The organism is Paracoccus pacificus (genome assembly GCF_042680785.1).
GTDB classification, from domain to species: domain Bacteria; phylum Pseudomonadota; class Alphaproteobacteria; order Rhodobacterales; family Rhodobacteraceae; genus Paracoccus; species Paracoccus pacificus.
In genome coordinates this window covers 91,577-105,198 of the sequence record NZ_JBHUEN010000008.1, presented here as the reverse complement: position 1 = coordinate 105,198, position 13,622 = coordinate 91,577, and the positions used below count along the sequence as shown (strand labels likewise).

The window sequence follows — 13,622 nt, the reverse complement described above, 5'->3', positions numbered from 1 at the left end:
TATGCCCGCAGGAAAATCGTCACGCCTACCGCAACCGCCCCGATCACTGACACGAGAACGTCGCCAAGATGTCTCCCATGTGATGCACAACAGTGCTAACGAGGGATTCTTTAATGGGTTGATCGGGTTAGGCGATTTACTTATCGCACTAGCCTCTCTACCGCAAAATCATTCAATGCCGCAGCCTTTTCAGGTCGGACGTGGCCTTGTGCCGTCCGGCTTTGGGAGGACGCGCCATGCAGAGCATAGATTGGCGTACTCCGGCGGCCTATAAACGCATTAAAGACCTTCCGCCCGCCGGTTTCGCCTGGGAATATCTTCGTCGCAACGAAGACTATCGCCGTGACGTCGAGAGACTCACGCAGAGGAGAGAACCCGCGGGAGAAGAGGTTAACGCCTTTGCTTCCCGCTGGGGGGTGCGATTTCGCACACGACCCCGACGCGCAGCCTGACGGCGCACCGCCGTTCTGGTCGCCGCATTTCAATCCGCAGGCCATTATTCTGTGTCCGGTCGAGCAGAACGATCCGGATGGCGGGCGGCTTGTCGCTCTCGCACATCTCGATGGCCTGATCCTGCGCCGCGCGCCGGATGGCTGGCATGCAATCTGGCGTATCGGTGGGATGGAGCATCAATTCTGGCTGCCTCAGGGCGCGATTGATGCGGCAGCTTTCTATGCTGCAATCCTGCCCATGGACGAGTTCATGGAATTACGCGCCCATGCGGCCCGCCGACTCTGGCGGTGCCTGACCGGCCGCTCTCCGGGGCCGGATATTCGCGCCATGCCAGCGCAACTTCGCCAATGGCACCTTCTGTCGCTGCGGGCGCTGGACGCACGGCTGCATGGCGAAAGCTATCGCGCCGTTGCCGAAGTCCTGCTCGGTTTCCGTGGCAATAAGGAAGATTTCGAGACTGATCCGCGCAAGAACAAGGCACGTCGTCTTGTTGCCCACGGCATCAGGATGATGCGCGGGGGGTATCGGATGCTTCTGCATTATCCGGTCAAGCCGATTCCACGATCAAAAGGCAAATGAGGCAATCTCAACGATTCCTGTTTGCTGCAGCCTGTTCCAGTATTTGCCTGTAACCTTCCCGCGACAGCCATTGAGCGCGTTCCAGATGGCTCTGCCAGCATCGTCGGGTGCGTATCTCATCTGATGCCGGATCGCGGTGCAGAACAATTCGCGCCACTTCCTTCCAGTCGGCTTCCTCGGACTTGGCGTCCAGAAGGCGCAGATAGGTCACAAAGTGCTGCTCGTCATAGGCGGTGATGACATGGCCGGATGGAGCAAGATCATCCACATGGGGGTCAAGTTCGACGGGCGCTTTCACGGTCATTCCCCTTCTTTCAGAAGAGTTTCTGCGGTTCGCCCCCGCAATAAAACTCTCTGACTCCTGGTGATCGGGGAGTTAGTAACCGTGTTGAACGGCCCCATGGCCTTTAGCTGGAAAGCCTGTTGCATACGCCACAGGCTCCCCGACCATAGGGTCAAGGAGTGTGGTGCCGTCACGGCCGACACCAACCGTCAACAGGGGTTACTAAGCCCCGGAGCAGTGCGTCTGCTCTATCTGTGTTCATAGCCCAACTGCGCGCGGATGTCTTGAGCGAATCCGCATCGTCCTCCCTGAGTTGCTGAAATCTCACGTCTTTTCGCGTTGATATAGCCCCATTCGGGGGTGCCGTCTGCGCATAGGCGCAAATGCGGCACGCTACACGCCGCCGATCACTTCCCATGGTTCGCCATAGCGCGCCGCCGTCTCCGGCAGCCGCATCAACCTGACGAACCGGAGGTGATCTCATGGCCGAGCGCCGCAACACGGAAATGCCACCGCGCATGCTGCGCACTCAGGAAGCTGCACGTTTCCTCGGTATTTCTCTTCGCACGCTGGAAAAACACCGTACCTACGGGACCGGCCCGACCTATCGCAAAATCGGTGGCCGGGTTCTCTACACGGTCGAGGATCTTCAGGCCTGGGCCGACATCGGCGCACGCAAATCCACCAGTGACAAGGACGTGGGCACGGTCTTTCCGGCTCGCCCCCTGACGCCTGAAGAGCGGAGCAAGCTCTGAATGCGGCGCGTCGATCACCCTGACGCCCTGCGACGAGAAGGCGGTAGCGAGCGCAGCCACCTCGATCCCTTCGTGGTCGCAACCGGCGATGCCAGTCCGCGCGACCAGCGCGATCTGATGGAACGGCCATTCTTCTCGCTGGCGAAGACGCCGCGCACGAAGCCCATCCTCTACAAGACCGCCGATGTCGAGGTGCAGGTGTTCGGGATGCCCGAACATGGAATGGCGACGATCTGGGATGCCGATGTGCTGATCTGGGCTGCAAGCCAGATCGTTGCCGCCGAAAACAACGGCATCAAGACATCCCGCTTCTTCCGCTTCACGCCCTATCATCTGCTGCGCGCCATCGGACGCGACACCGGAAACCGGCAATATCTGCTGCTGAAGGCAGCGCTTGCCCGGCTGCAATCCACGGTCGTCGCCACGACGATCCGTAACGGCAAGCATTGGCGCCGCCGCCAGTTCTCCTGGATCAACGAATGGGAAGAGATGACCACGCGCGACGGTCGCGTCGAGGGTATGGAGTTCGTCCTGCCCGAGTGGTTCTACAACAGCGTCCTCGACCGTTCGCTGGTCCTGACCATCGACCCGGACTATTTCCGGCTGACCGGCGGTATCGAGCGCTGGCTCTACCGTGTCGCCCGTAAACATGCCGGACATCAGCCGCATGGCTGGCTGTTCGAGGTTGCGCACCTCTACCAGAAATCCGGCAGCATGGCCCGATCATCGGACTTTGCACTGGACTTGCGCCGCATTGCTGCCCGCCAGCCGCTGCCCGGCTACCAGCTTAAGATCCTGCGCGAGGATCGCCGCGAACTGCTGCGAATCCGCCCTGAAAATCTATCCACAGTGCCTGTGGATAACATTGTGGATGCCGTCGGTACATCAGGCGCAAAGGGTATCGGTACATCAGGCGCAGCACTATCGGCACATCAGGCGCACGAGCCCCAGTTAAGCCTCTGGAACGAAAAGAAGAATCCGACTGCTAACTTAGAATCTAACATAGAATCTAACTTTTCTTCTTGGACGCGCGCGCATGAAAGGCACGGTGCCAGTGCCACTTCCCGCCGACCTGGGCGGGGTACGCCATGATCGTCGCGCTCCTCAATCAGAAAGGCGGCGTGGGCAAGACCACGCTGGCGCTGCATCTTGCCGGAACCTGGGCTGCGCAAGGCAAGCGCGTCATCCTGATCGACGCCGACCCGCAAGGCTCCGCACTCGATTGGTCCGAGCGGCGCAGCCATGAAGGGTTGCCAAGGCTGTTCACCGTCATCGGCCTTCCCCGCGATACCCTGCATAGGGAAGCGCCGGAACTGGCGCGTGACGCCGATCATATCGTCATTGATGGTCCGCCCCGTGTCGCTGGTCTGATGCGCTCAGCGCTGCTTGCAGCCGACCTGGTGCTGATCCCGGTGCAGCCATCCCCCTTTGACGGCTGGGCATCAGCTGAGATGCTGGCGCTTCTGAACGAAGCACGCATCTATCGCCCTGAACTCGCCGCCCGTTTTCTGCTGAACCGATGCGGTGCGCGCACCGTCATCGCCCGCGAAACGGCGGCGACACTGGCGGACCATGATCCGCCCTTGCTGGCCACGACGATCGGCCAGCGTGTCGCCTTCGCCGAAGCCGCACAGACCGGACGGCTCGTCTCGGAGACTGATGGCGGCGAACGGGCCGCACAAGAGGTCACAGCGCTGGCGGCCGAAATCGATGGCCTCGGTATCGGGAGGATCGTGCCATGACACGACCGCCCGTCAAATCCGGCTTCGCATCGCGTCCAGGCAATCCCGATAGCTGGGTCAGAGCCGCCGATGCGCCGGCAACCGGCAAGACGTCGACGGAGGCGTTCACCGCCCGTCTGACCATCGACATCACTCCCGAACTGCGCGGGCGCATCAAGGTTGCCGCTTTCCGGCGTGGCGTCACCGTCGCCGTGATGCTGCGCGAGCTGCTGGTCGACGAGTTTCCACCCATCGAAGGAGATCAGCCATGACCAGCAAAACCGTACGCGCTGCGCATGAACATCTGCGGCCGGACGGGCCAGCACCGTTCACCACATTGGTCGAACTAACCTTCCAGAAGAAGAAGGTCGAGCGGTGGATACGCTTCGGCCGCAAGAGCTTTGAGCAGATCATCGACCGCCGCCGCAGTCTGATCGGTTTTGCGCCCGAAAGCATCTTCGCCTTCGTCCGTTGGGCCTCCAACGATTACGGCACCATCGTCTCGCGGCTCGACATCCTGCGCGCTGTCGGGCGTGGCGAACCGTACCAGACCGTGCCCTTCGTTCGTCCTGGCGGCGAGATACTGCTGCGTATCGATGGCTGGCGAAAAGTCCAGCGGGTGCTGTCCCTAATCGATGCGGTGGACGCGCTTGGCGTCGATCCGGCCGATGTCGCGCCGGAGCATTGGCGGCACGTCCACAACCGCTTGAGTACCGGTCAGGAGCCCAATCCCTACACCCCGGAGCGCCATGCCGCATGGGTCAGCCGCCGTAGGATCGCGCCATGAGCCGCCGTCATATCCTCGCCGCATCCATGCTGGCTTTCGGCACGCTTGTCGCCACGGCGGTTGCCGATCTGCCAACCCGGCTGATCTGGAATGCGACTGCCAGCGCGCCCATCGGCTTCTACACAGTTGCTCCCGCTGATGCGCTCGAAGTGCCCGAACTGGTCGCCATCATGCCGTCTGAGCCGCTGGAGCGGTTCATGGTCGAGCGCGGCTATATCGGACGCGGCGTGCCGTTGCTGAAGCGTGTCCTCGGCCTGCCGGGACAGCGCGTCTGCCGCAACGGTGCGACCATCACCGTCGATCATGTCGAAATGGGGGACGCGCTGGAGCGCGACCGCATGGGCCGCGATCTGCCGGTCTGGCAGGGCTGCCGCATCATCAGCGACGGTGAACTCTTCCTCATGAATTGGGACATCCGGGACAGCCTCGACGGCCGTTACTTCGGACCTGTTCCCGCCAGTTCCGTCATCGGCCGGGCGCTTCCGCTGTGGACCGATGGGGAAGGTGATGGCCGCTACGAATGGCGGGCGGCCACGCATTGAACCCACGCCAAACCTCAACGACAGGAGATTTTTCATGCCACAGATCGGATTGTTCACGCGCGATGAAACGGGCTTTTCAGGGCGCGTTCACACGCTCACGCTCTTCCGTGAGCTTACCATCCTACCAGCCGAGCATTCAGACGCCGAAAACGCGCCGGACTACCGTGTCCATCACGGTGCGGATGACGGTCCCGAGGTCGGCGCTGCATGGAAACGCACCGGCGAAAAGGCTGGTGAATATCTCTCGGTGCTGCTCGACGATCCCGCCTTGCCGCAGCCGATCCGCGCCAATCTGTTCCGCGACGACGATGCAGGCTCGTCATGGTCGCTACACTGGAGCCGCCTGCGGCCCCGCGAAGACCGGGACTGAGATCATGCGATCCCGCGCCCTTCTTCTCTTCACGGCCCTTCTGTCGGCTGGCAGCGGATTGACGCCAGCGCTTGCGCAGGTCACGCAGCAACCCGCGCCTGTCACTGCGCATCCCCATGCTGCTTTCATTGCCGAGGCGTCACAGCGTTTCGGCATTCCAGAGCACTGGATTCGGGCCGTGCTGCGTGTGGAAAGCGCGGGCGATGTGCGCGCCATCTCATCGGCGGGTGCAATGGGACTGATGCAGGTCATGCCCGATACCTGGGCGGGCCTGCGCAGCCGCCATGGCCTCGGACGCGATCCTTACGATCCGCGCGACAACATCCTCGCAGGTACGGCGTATCTGCGCGAGATGTGGGACCGGTATGGCAATGTCGCGGCCATGCTTGCCGCCTACAATGCCGGTCCCGGTCGCTATGATGAGCATCTGGCGACAGGTCGCACTTTGCCCGCAGAAACACGCGCCTATGTCGCCACGCTCGCACCTGTTCTTGGGCTTGCGACTGCGCCTGATGTGCCGACGATCGTGCCGCCGCCACCGCCAGATTGGCGCGAAGCGCCGCTTTTCGTGGGGCAATCCAGCGGCAATTCGGTTGCAGCCAATCAGCCGTCGAACGACGTCCGCGCAACCGTTCCTATGCGCATTTCCGTCGATCAGGAGCCGCAGGACGGCGGCATATTCGCGGCCCGTGCGAGCAATGGAGATGCGCCATGAGCATGGCGTCGCCACGCGCTTTCGGTCCGCTTCCGGTGTGCAGTCAGGCAAGTGATCGCCTGGCTGTATTCCCGGCAGGAAGGGCAAAAAGGGCAGGGAAGGCGGAGGGCAAGATAAAGGAAACCGGCACTACGCTGGCCGGATTTCTGAAATTGTTGTTGTCTGCACACTGGTTAGGGGAGCCGCTACCGGCACCCTGTTTTTGGACGGCGCGAGCCGCGATTTCGCGCAAAGTCTTGGCTTTGCTGGGTTTCGACCGGCACCATGGCCGCCGAACGCCCGATTTCCCCCGATTTTGGCCGGAGGCGCGTCCATGAGCGCCGACGACGAGAACCGCTTCCGGCCGAAGCCCGGCCGCATCCGCGCCGATGCCCCCAAGCTCGGCAAGGCCAAGAGCTTTCTGACGCAGGCGAAGAAGCTCGCGCGCCAGCACAGCAACAGCCCGTCGCGGTCATCCGCATCATCCTCGCCACGCTCCAGATCGTCAGCCGCCACCAAGGGCGGCAAGGCATCGCGGGCGAGCAGCGGGCCGGGCCTGAAGCGTGGACGCGGCGCGTCCTTCGTCCGCTCGCGCACCTTGTCGGGTGGATGGAAGCACAGCACGCCGGGAGTGCGCCGTGTCGTCGTGAAAACCCGCTACGTTCAGCAGGCAGGAAAGAACGGCAAGGCGGCGGCCCATCTGCGCTATATCCAGCGCGACGGAACCTCGCGCGATGGCGAGCGCGGCCAGCTCTATTCCGCCAACGAGGACCGCGCCGATGGCGACGCCTTCCTCGACCGCGGCAAGGACGATCGCCACCAGTTCCGGTTCATCGTCTCGCCGGAAGACGGCGCGGACCTGACCGACCTGACAGCACACACCCGCGACCTCATGCGCCATATCGAAATCGACCTCGGCACCAACCTCGATTGGGTCGCCGTCAATCACTACAACACCGGCCATCCCCATGTTCATGTCATCGTCCGAGGCAAGGACGACCTGGGCGAGAATCTTGTCATCAACGGCGACTATCTCGCCAATGGGATTCGCGAGCGGGCCAGCGAGTTGACCACGCTGGAGCTTGGCCCCGTCACCGAGATCGAGCAGACCTGCAAGCTGTCCGCCGAGGTAGATCAGGACCGCTTCACTCGCATCGACAGGGCGATGACCGAGGAAGCCGACGAACGCTTCATCGACCTGCGCCATGAACCCGACAATCCACGTCGCCAGTTCGACCGGACGCTGCGCCTGCGTCGTCTGGGCAAGCTGGAGCAGATGGGCCTCGCCACAGAACACGCGCCTGGCGTCTGGGAATTGAGCGAGCGGATGGAGCCGACCTTGCGCGAGCTGGGCGAGCGTGGCGACATCATCCGCAACATGCACAAGGCGCTGAAGGCCGATGGGCTAGAGCGCGATCCGATGACCTTCCAGCTTCATGATGCCGCGCCCGACGCACCCATCGTCGGCCGCGTCGTGGACAAGTATCTCACCGATGAGATGGGCGAAAACCTGACCCTTGTGGTGGACGGCATCGACGGCCGGACGCATCGCGTTCCGGGCATCGACCCGGCCCGCGTCGAGGATGCCCGGATCGGCAGCGTCATCGAGATCGGCCCGGCCGACACGGCGCAGCGGCCGTCCGACCGCGCCATTGCCGCCGTCGCCGAGAATGGGATTTATCGGCCGAGCCGTCATCTGGAGCAAGCGAAGTTCGAGGGCCGCGTTCCAGGCGGCGATTATGAGGGCTTTGTCGATGCCCATGTCCGTCGATTGGAGGCGTTTCGCCGCGCCGGGATCGTCGAGCGGATCGACGCCGATCAATGGCGCATCCCCGAGGATTTCGAGAGCCGCGCCGCCGCCTATGATGCAGGCCGGAACCGGCAGGCCAGCATCCGTGTCATTTCGACCTTCAATCTGGAAAGCCAGATCGGTTCGGATGGCGCGACCTGGCTCGACCGGAGGCTGGTGACGCCTGACGCATCGGATCTCGCTCCGGCCGGTTTCGGTCAGCAGGTGCGCGACGCCATGGACCAGCGGCGCGAGCACCATATCGAACAGGGTGACGCCACCCGAGCGCGTGATGGTCGCATCTTCTACCGGCGTAGCCTTATTGCCACGCTGCGCGAGCGCGAAGTCGCCCGTGTCGGCGCGGAGATGGCCGAGAGCAAGGCGCTGCCATTTCGGGCGGCGGCGGATGGCGAGAAGATCGGCGGCAAGTTCACCGGCACCGTCCAACTATCCAGCGGCAAATTCGCGGTGGTCGAACAGAGCCACGAGTTTACCCTTGTCCCATGGCGCCCGGTGATCGACCGCCAGCTCGGCCGCGAGGTCGCGGGCATCGTGCAGGGCGGATCGGTTTCGTGGCAGCTTGGCAAACAGCGGGGGCTATCGCTGTAGGAATCGGCGCTCCAAAGCTTGGTCGTCCTTCCAAATATGCCTGCCAATTTGCAACCAATGCCTTCCAATTGGCCTGCTCGTTGGTGCTGAAGTGGATGGGAACAACCGGCCATATTTATGCAATTGCTGACCCACAAACTCAACGACGGAATAGTTCCGTCAGATTCTGGATGGTGTCTTCGTGGAACTCAGCAATTGGAAAGGTGCTCCAAAACCGGAGCGTAGAATACTGGAGGGGGCCTACACACGGCTGGAGCCGCTCAGCGTGGATCTACACGCGCAGTCTTTGTTCGAGGCTGCATCTGCCTCGGGCGCTGAAGATCGGTTCAGGTATCTTTTTGACAAAACTCCCAACGACTTTGCTGAAATTCAGTCCTGGGCCGAGAAAGCGGAGGCCAGCATAGACCCTCTATTCTTTGCCGTCATCGACAAGGCGACCGGCAGAGCCGAAGGCCGTCAGGCTTTGATGCGCGTGGATACCGTCCACGGGGTGATCGAGATCGGCAACATCATGTGGGGACCGGCGATCACCCGGACGCGGATAGCTACGGAGGCGCTGTTTCTGTTCGCGGACTATGCCTTTGGCCTGGGATACCGCCGCTTCGAATGGAAGTGCGACAACGCCAATCTTCCCTCTAAACGCGCAGCAGAGCGCTTTGGCTTCAGCTTCGAGGGCATTTTCCGGCAGCACATGGTCGTCAAGGGCTTGAACCGCGACACCGCCTGGTTCTCGATCATTGATAGCGATTGGCCGCGCCTGCGCGCCGGTTACGAACGCTGGTTGAAGGCCGACAACTTTGACAGCTCAGGGCAGCAACTGAGTAAGCTGGCGTTCGATCAGTGAGCGTTACCAGTGCGCCCCATGGGCAAACCTCGGAGCCATTCGCGGCCAGAGCTGCTTTGCTTCTGGTCGCGTTCCTCTGGGGCGTAAATTACATTGCGACCAACTTTGGCCTGCGTGCATTTTCGCCTTGGACTTTCCGCACTCTATCCTTCGTAGCCGGCGCAGGGCTGCTAGCTATGCTTGCGCCCATGATTGGCGCGAGCTTGCGCGTGCGCAAGGTCAGCGATCGTGTGCATCTCATCGTGTCCGGGCTGTTTGCCTGTGGGGGCTTTGGTGCTCTCTCGGCCATAGCCATCCTTTACACCTCGACCGGGCGTGCCGCCATTTGTGCCTACACCATGCCGATATGGGTGGCGCTCGCCGCCCGCGTGTTCCTCAAAGAATCTCTGACGACCGCCCGCATGATCTCCCTGGCGCTTTGTGCGGGCGGGTTGCTCGTGCTGCTTTGGCCATTGGTCCAGGCCGGTGTTTCGCTCGGCGCGCTCGCCGCGATCGGATCGGCAATCTGTTGGGCAATCGGCATTGTCTATCTGAAGTGGGCGCGCGTTCCCGCACACCCGCTTGCGGTCGCGATCTATCAGCTTCTCGCTGGCGCTCTGGTTTCCATCATCGGGATGATGTTCACCGGCCTTGGTGTCGATGGCCCTGTCGGTGTGCTGCCCTGGTTCGGGCTGCTCTATGGAGTCGTGGCCGGAACCGCCGTCGCCTATCCACTCTGGTTCAAGGTGCTCGACCGGCTCCCGGCAGGCACCGCAGGTCTTGGAACGCTTCTCGTTCCGGTTTTCGGCGTGATCGCTTCGGCAATCGTTCTCGGTGAGCGTCCAACGCCGGCCGACCTCATCGGCTTTGCTCTGATCCTGATCGCCGCCGTGATCGCCTTGAGAGCGCCCGCCCAGCCCATGCAGACATAAGGAGGAAACACCATGTCGGACCAGCAACAGAAATACGAGCGCTTCAGGGCCTTGCATGAACGCGAAGAGGCCTTTGTCATTCCGAACCCCTGGGACGCTGGCTCGACACGGCTCCTGACCAGCCTCGGCTTCGAAGCGCTGGCCACCACGAGCGCGGGATATGCGTTCTCCAAGGGGCGGCGCGACTCGCTGACTGGCCTCGGCCGGGATGAGATACTGGCGAACGCCGCCGAAATCGTTGGCGCTACCCATCTGCCGGTCTCGGCTGATCTGGGCGACGGGTTCGGCGCAGACGCCGACACCTGCGCGGCCACCGTCCGCATGGCATTTCTGGCCGGACTGGTCGGCGGCTCGATCGAGGATGCGACCGGCAATTCCGATCAGCCGATCTATGAGTTCGCCCATGCTGTTGATCGTGTTCGGGCGGCCGCCGAGGCCGCGCGCAGTCTGCCCTTCGTGCTGACGGCAAGAGCCGAAAACCACCTTTATGGCCGCGACAGCCTGGACGACACGATCCAGCGGCTACAGGCGTTTTCCGAGGCTGGCGCGGACGTGCTCTACGCCCCGGGTCTGCCAGACATCGACGCGATCAGGACCGTTTGCCGCGCGGTCGACAAGCCGGTGAATGTGGTCATGGGTCTCAAGGGGCCGGTCTATTCCGTGGCCGAGCTTCAGGATGCGGGTGTTCGCCGTATCAGCGTGGGTGGCTCGATGGCGCGCGCCGCCTTCGGCGGACTAATGCGGGCTGCCGAAGAGGTGCGGAAGTCTGGCACTTTCACCTACGCGGCCGATGCGCTTCCCGGTGCGGTCATTTCCAAATTCATGACCGACGATGCAACGACTGATCGCGAGAAACGGTAAGGGGCCAGAGACTATGACGACCACCAATGCGATGAAGACGACAGACATCAATATTCGGCTTGTCTTGCCCGAAGATGCGGCCGCCTGGCGCCCGCTCTATCGCGGTTACGCGACGTTCTACAAACGCGACATCACCGACGCCATTCTGGATCAGACCTGGGCATGGTTGCATGATCCCGCGCACCCGTTGGAAGGGCTGGTCGCTGTCGCCCCTGACGGCAAGCTTGTCGGCCTTGCGCATTACCGGCCACAACCTAAACCGTTGCAGGGCAACGACGCGGGGTTTCTGGACGATCTGTTCGTTGACCCCGATCAGCGCGGTTGCGGTGTTGGACGCCAGCTCATCGAGCATCTGGCCACGATCGCCCGCGAGCGCGGCTGGCCATCGATCCGCTGGATCACAGCGACCGACAACGCGACGGCACGGCGACTTTATGATGACGTCGCCGAAGCGACCCATTGGGTCACATATGAACTGAAGCCGTGAGGAGGCACCATGCTTGAACTGCGCCCGAACTGCGAATGCTGCGACCGCGACCTACCGCCAGAGAGCGAAGATGCCCGCATCTGCACTTTTGAATGCACCTACTGCGCGACGTGCGCCGAGTCGTTTCCCGGTGGAAATTGCCTCAACTGCGGCGGCAATCTCGTCCCACGTCCGATCCGACCGTCGGCGTTGCTCCTGAAACATCCGGCGTCGACTAACCGCGTCTTGAACGCAAAATGCCGCGAAGAGAAACAAGAGGGGCCTCCGAGATGAGCGAGACGATCAGCGTCCGAGATATGCGGCCTTCCGACGAAGCTGATTGGCGCGGTCTTTGGGACGGTTATAACAGCTTTTATGAAACAAGCGTTGCCCCCGAGATTACGTCTCGAACCTGGCAACGCACGCTCGATCCCGCTTCACCTCTCCTCGGTCGCATTGCCCTGATTGGTGACACCCCTGTAGGGTTTAGCCTCAGCGTTCTGCATGAAGGAACATGGGTAGCCGGCCCGATCTGCTATCTTGAAGACCTCTTTGTCGATCCGGCAAGCCGTGGCCAAGGCATCGGCAGGACGTTGATACGGGATCTGGTCGATCGCGGCACGGCGCAGGGCTGGTCAACCCTGTATTGGCATACGCGGGAGAATAATCCCGCCCGACGCCTCTACGACGAATTCGTCGAAGCCGACGATTTCGTTCGCTATCGGATGCGGCTCCAGCACTAACTGCCCAATCGAAGCCATTCAAAAGCATAGGTTGCGGCGCCACCCACAAGAAGGACGTTACTTTGAAGCAACGACTGAACGTATCCCAGATCACACCGGACCTTTATGCTGCCGTGCTCGCGCTCGACACGAAGGTCAAACAATCCGGCATCGACCTTGATCTGCTCCACCTCATCAAGCTGAGGGCATCGCAGATCAACGGATGTGCCTATTGCGTCGATATGCACGTCAAGGAATCGCTTGCCGATGGGATACCGGCCCAAAAGCTGCATCTCGTTTCCGTCTGGCGTGAATCTCCGCTGTTCGACGATCGCGAGCGCGCCGTGCTGGAATGGACCGAAAGTCTGACGCTGATCGCGCAAACCGGCGCATCTGACAGCGCCTATGAAGCCCTGCGCGCGCACTTCTCCGAGGAACAGATCGCACAGCTCATCGTCGCGATCGGCACCATCAACATTTGGAACCGGATAGCTGTCAGTTCGCGGCTCGTTCACCGCTAAGACGAAAACACCTCACCGCACTCTCGCCCTGATGGTATCTGCCGGTTCGCCGGGCGCGCTTCCGAAGGCAGCCAGCATCCATTGACGGAACCGGGTAATCCTCAAGGCGCGGCGCTACGAGGGCCGATAGACAAGCCAATAGGCTTCGCCTTCCTGCGAGACGCCAGCAAATGGCGCGACAAGCCGGCCATCTGCACATCACCACCCAAAATAACCATCGGGAGAACGCACATGACCTATGCATTCAAGTCGGTCGCGACGCCAGTGGGCCGGCTCAAACTAGCCGCCACGGACGCTGCACTAGCCGCGATCCTTTGGGAAAACGACGATCCGAAGCGTGTGCGTCTGGCGTCCCTCGTCGAAGACGCCTTCCACCCCGTCCTTTTAGAAACCGAGCGCCAGCTCGCCGAGTATTTCGCAGGCGCGCGGAAAACGTTCGATCTGCCGCTCGAATTCTCGGGCACGTCCTTTCAAAAGCAGGTATGGTCCGAACTCCTGAAGATCCCATTCGGGCAAACCCGGACCTATAGCGAGATCGCTGTTGCTATTGGCAGGCCGAGTGCCTGTCGCGCTGTCGGCGCCGCGAACGGAAAAAACCCGATCTCGATCGTAGCTCCTTGCCATCGCGTCATCGGCAAAGGCGGCTCGCTCACCGGCTTCGCGGGCGGACTCGCAGCCAAGGAATACCTCCTCGGCATCGAGAAGATCTGATTGG

At 61.9% G+C, this 13,622-nt stretch carries 20 protein-coding genes; 19 read left to right on the top strand and 1 reads right to left on the bottom strand.

What is annotated here, in order from left to right:
• Positions 1-236: 236 nt before the first annotated feature.
• A complete protein-coding gene (locus ACFSCT_RS03595) occupies positions 237-452 on the top strand; it encodes a transcriptional regulator domain-containing protein (RefSeq protein WP_140903580.1) in 216 nt (71 codons plus the stop codon).
• On the top strand, positions 400-1,032 hold the full coding sequence (locus ACFSCT_RS03590; protein WP_379140153.1) for a DUF2285 domain-containing protein: 633 nt from the start codon (positions 400-402) through the stop codon (positions 1,030-1,032). Before ACFSCT_RS03595 ends, ACFSCT_RS03590 begins: the two co-directional genes overlap by 53 nt.
• A gap of 7 nt (positions 1,033-1,039) precedes the next feature.
• On the opposite strand, the gene ACFSCT_RS03585 is transcribed toward ACFSCT_RS03590, so the two are convergent.
• Complete coding sequence (locus ACFSCT_RS03585) at positions 1,040-1,336, bottom strand: DNA -binding domain-containing protein (RefSeq protein WP_379140152.1); 297 nt, start codon at positions 1,334-1,336, stop codon at positions 1,040-1,042.
• A 461-nt stretch (positions 1,337-1,797) separates the two neighbouring features.
• On the opposite strand from ACFSCT_RS03585, the gene ACFSCT_RS03580 reads away from it, so the two are divergent.
• From ACFSCT_RS03580 to ACFSCT_RS03500, 17 genes are all read left to right on the top strand, one after another.
• Positions 1,798-2,070, top strand: coding sequence for a helix-turn-helix transcriptional regulator (locus ACFSCT_RS03580; protein ID WP_379140150.1), 273 nt, complete (start codon positions 1,798-1,800; stop codon positions 2,068-2,070).
• Complete coding sequence (locus ACFSCT_RS03575; protein WP_379140148.1) at positions 2,071-3,162, top strand: replication initiator protein A; 1,092 nt, start codon at positions 2,071-2,073, stop codon at positions 3,160-3,162.
• Positions 3,159-3,812 carry a ParA family partition ATPase gene (gene parA / locus ACFSCT_RS03570; RefSeq protein ID WP_379140147.1) on the top strand — a complete coding sequence of 218 codons (654 nt, stop codon included), beginning with the start codon at positions 3,159-3,161 and terminating at the stop codon, positions 3,810-3,812. The genes ACFSCT_RS03575 and parA overlap by 4 nt, the downstream gene beginning before the upstream one ends.
• Positions 3,809-4,063: a hypothetical protein gene (locus ACFSCT_RS03565; RefSeq protein WP_379140146.1), complete on the top strand. Its 255-nt coding sequence runs from the start codon at positions 3,809-3,811 to the stop codon at positions 4,061-4,063. The genes parA and ACFSCT_RS03565 overlap by 4 nt, the downstream gene beginning before the upstream one ends.
• Positions 4,060-4,578, top strand: coding sequence for a DUF2840 domain-containing protein (locus tag ACFSCT_RS03560; protein ID WP_379140145.1), 519 nt, complete (start codon positions 4,060-4,062; stop codon positions 4,576-4,578). The genes ACFSCT_RS03565 and ACFSCT_RS03560 overlap by 4 nt, the downstream gene beginning before the upstream one ends.
• On the top strand, positions 4,575-5,120 hold the full coding sequence (locus tag ACFSCT_RS03555; RefSeq protein WP_379140143.1) for a S26 family signal peptidase: 546 nt from the start codon (positions 4,575-4,577) through the stop codon (positions 5,118-5,120). Before ACFSCT_RS03560 ends, ACFSCT_RS03555 begins: the two co-directional genes overlap by 4 nt.
• Before the next feature lie 34 nt (positions 5,121-5,154).
• Complete coding sequence (locus ACFSCT_RS03550) at positions 5,155-5,490, top strand: DUF736 domain-containing protein (protein ID WP_379140142.1); 336 nt, start codon at positions 5,155-5,157, stop codon at positions 5,488-5,490.
• A gap of 4 nt (positions 5,491-5,494) precedes the next feature.
• The gene (locus tag ACFSCT_RS03545) at positions 5,495-6,205 is read left to right on the top strand and encodes a lytic transglycosylase domain-containing protein (RefSeq protein ID WP_379140141.1); all 711 of its coding nucleotides are present in this window, start codon (positions 5,495-5,497) and stop codon (positions 6,203-6,205) included.
• A 313-nt stretch (positions 6,206-6,518) separates the two neighbouring features.
• Entirely contained in the window at positions 6,519-8,582 is a 2,064-nt protein-coding gene (locus ACFSCT_RS03540) for a relaxase/mobilization nuclease domain-containing protein (RefSeq protein ID WP_379140139.1), read from the top strand.
• A gap of 181 nt (positions 8,583-8,763) precedes the next feature.
• On the top strand, positions 8,764-9,426 hold the full coding sequence (locus tag ACFSCT_RS03535) for a GNAT family N-acetyltransferase (RefSeq protein ID WP_379140138.1): 663 nt from the start codon (positions 8,764-8,766) through the stop codon (positions 9,424-9,426).
• A 56-nt stretch (positions 9,427-9,482) separates the two neighbouring features.
• Complete coding sequence (locus ACFSCT_RS03530) at positions 9,483-10,337, top strand: DMT family transporter (protein ID WP_379140137.1); 855 nt, start codon at positions 9,483-9,485, stop codon at positions 10,335-10,337.
• A 12-nt stretch (positions 10,338-10,349) separates the two neighbouring features.
• Positions 10,350-11,198, top strand: coding sequence for an isocitrate lyase/PEP mutase family protein (locus ACFSCT_RS03525; RefSeq protein WP_379140135.1), 849 nt, complete (start codon positions 10,350-10,352; stop codon positions 11,196-11,198).
• Entirely contained in the window at positions 11,170-11,685 is a 516-nt protein-coding gene (locus ACFSCT_RS03520; protein ID WP_379140134.1) for a GNAT family N-acetyltransferase, read from the top strand. Before ACFSCT_RS03525 ends, ACFSCT_RS03520 begins: the two co-directional genes overlap by 29 nt.
• 9 nt (positions 11,686-11,694) lie before the next feature.
• Positions 11,695-11,958, top strand: a complete 264-nt coding sequence (locus ACFSCT_RS03515) for a DUF1272 domain-containing protein (RefSeq protein ID WP_271115013.1) — start codon at positions 11,695-11,697, stop codon at positions 11,956-11,958.
• Positions 11,955-12,407 (top strand): GNAT family N-acetyltransferase, encoded by a 453-nt coding sequence (locus ACFSCT_RS03510; protein WP_271115012.1) that lies wholly within the window; start codon positions 11,955-11,957, stop codon positions 12,405-12,407. Before ACFSCT_RS03515 ends, ACFSCT_RS03510 begins: the two co-directional genes overlap by 4 nt.
• Before the next feature lie 62 nt (positions 12,408-12,469).
• A complete protein-coding gene (locus ACFSCT_RS03505; RefSeq protein WP_271115011.1) occupies positions 12,470-12,907 on the top strand; it encodes a carboxymuconolactone decarboxylase family protein in 438 nt (145 codons plus the stop codon).
• A gap of 231 nt (positions 12,908-13,138) precedes the next feature.
• Entirely contained in the window at positions 13,139-13,618 is a 480-nt protein-coding gene (locus tag ACFSCT_RS03500; RefSeq protein WP_379140132.1) for a methylated-DNA--[protein]-cysteine S-methyltransferase, read from the top strand.
• Positions 13,619-13,622 lie beyond the last annotated feature (4 nt).

What these genes read in the sequence shown, in the direction of transcription:
- ACFSCT_RS03595 (WP_140903580.1), top strand. Translation starts at nt 237, where the DNA reads ATGCAGAGCATAGATTGGCGTACTCCGGCGGCCTATAAACGCATTAAA.
- ACFSCT_RS03585 (WP_379140152.1), bottom strand. Translation starts at nt 1,336, where the DNA reads ATGACCGTGAAAGCGCCCGTCGAACTTGACCCCCATGTGGATGATCTT.
- ACFSCT_RS03580 (WP_379140150.1), top strand. Translation starts at nt 1,798, where the DNA reads ATGGCCGAGCGCCGCAACACGGAAATGCCACCGCGCATGCTGCGCACT.
- ACFSCT_RS03575 (WP_379140148.1), top strand. Translation starts at nt 2,071, where the DNA reads ATGCGGCGCGTCGATCACCCTGACGCCCTGCGACGAGAAGGCGGTAGC.
- parA (WP_379140147.1), top strand. Translation starts at nt 3,159, where the DNA reads ATGATCGTCGCGCTCCTCAATCAGAAAGGCGGCGTGGGCAAGACCACG.
- ACFSCT_RS03565 (WP_379140146.1), top strand. Translation starts at nt 3,809, where the DNA reads ATGACACGACCGCCCGTCAAATCCGGCTTCGCATCGCGTCCAGGCAAT.
- ACFSCT_RS03560 (WP_379140145.1), top strand. Translation starts at nt 4,060, where the DNA reads ATGACCAGCAAAACCGTACGCGCTGCGCATGAACATCTGCGGCCGGAC.
- ACFSCT_RS03555 (WP_379140143.1), top strand. Translation starts at nt 4,575, where the DNA reads ATGAGCCGCCGTCATATCCTCGCCGCATCCATGCTGGCTTTCGGCACG.
- ACFSCT_RS03550 (WP_379140142.1), top strand. Translation starts at nt 5,155, where the DNA reads ATGCCACAGATCGGATTGTTCACGCGCGATGAAACGGGCTTTTCAGGG.
- ACFSCT_RS03545 (WP_379140141.1), top strand. Translation starts at nt 5,495, where the DNA reads ATGCGATCCCGCGCCCTTCTTCTCTTCACGGCCCTTCTGTCGGCTGGC.
- ACFSCT_RS03540 (WP_379140139.1), top strand. Translation starts at nt 6,519, where the DNA reads ATGAGCGCCGACGACGAGAACCGCTTCCGGCCGAAGCCCGGCCGCATC.
- ACFSCT_RS03525 (WP_379140135.1), top strand. Translation starts at nt 10,350, where the DNA reads ATGTCGGACCAGCAACAGAAATACGAGCGCTTCAGGGCCTTGCATGAA.
- ACFSCT_RS03520 (WP_379140134.1), top strand. Translation starts at nt 11,170, where the DNA reads ATGCAACGACTGATCGCGAGAAACGGTAAGGGGCCAGAGACTATGACG.
- ACFSCT_RS03515 (WP_271115013.1), top strand. Translation starts at nt 11,695, where the DNA reads ATGCTTGAACTGCGCCCGAACTGCGAATGCTGCGACCGCGACCTACCG.
- ACFSCT_RS03510 (WP_271115012.1), top strand. Translation starts at nt 11,955, where the DNA reads ATGAGCGAGACGATCAGCGTCCGAGATATGCGGCCTTCCGACGAAGCT.
- ACFSCT_RS03500 (WP_379140132.1), top strand. Translation starts at nt 13,139, where the DNA reads ATGACCTATGCATTCAAGTCGGTCGCGACGCCAGTGGGCCGGCTCAAA.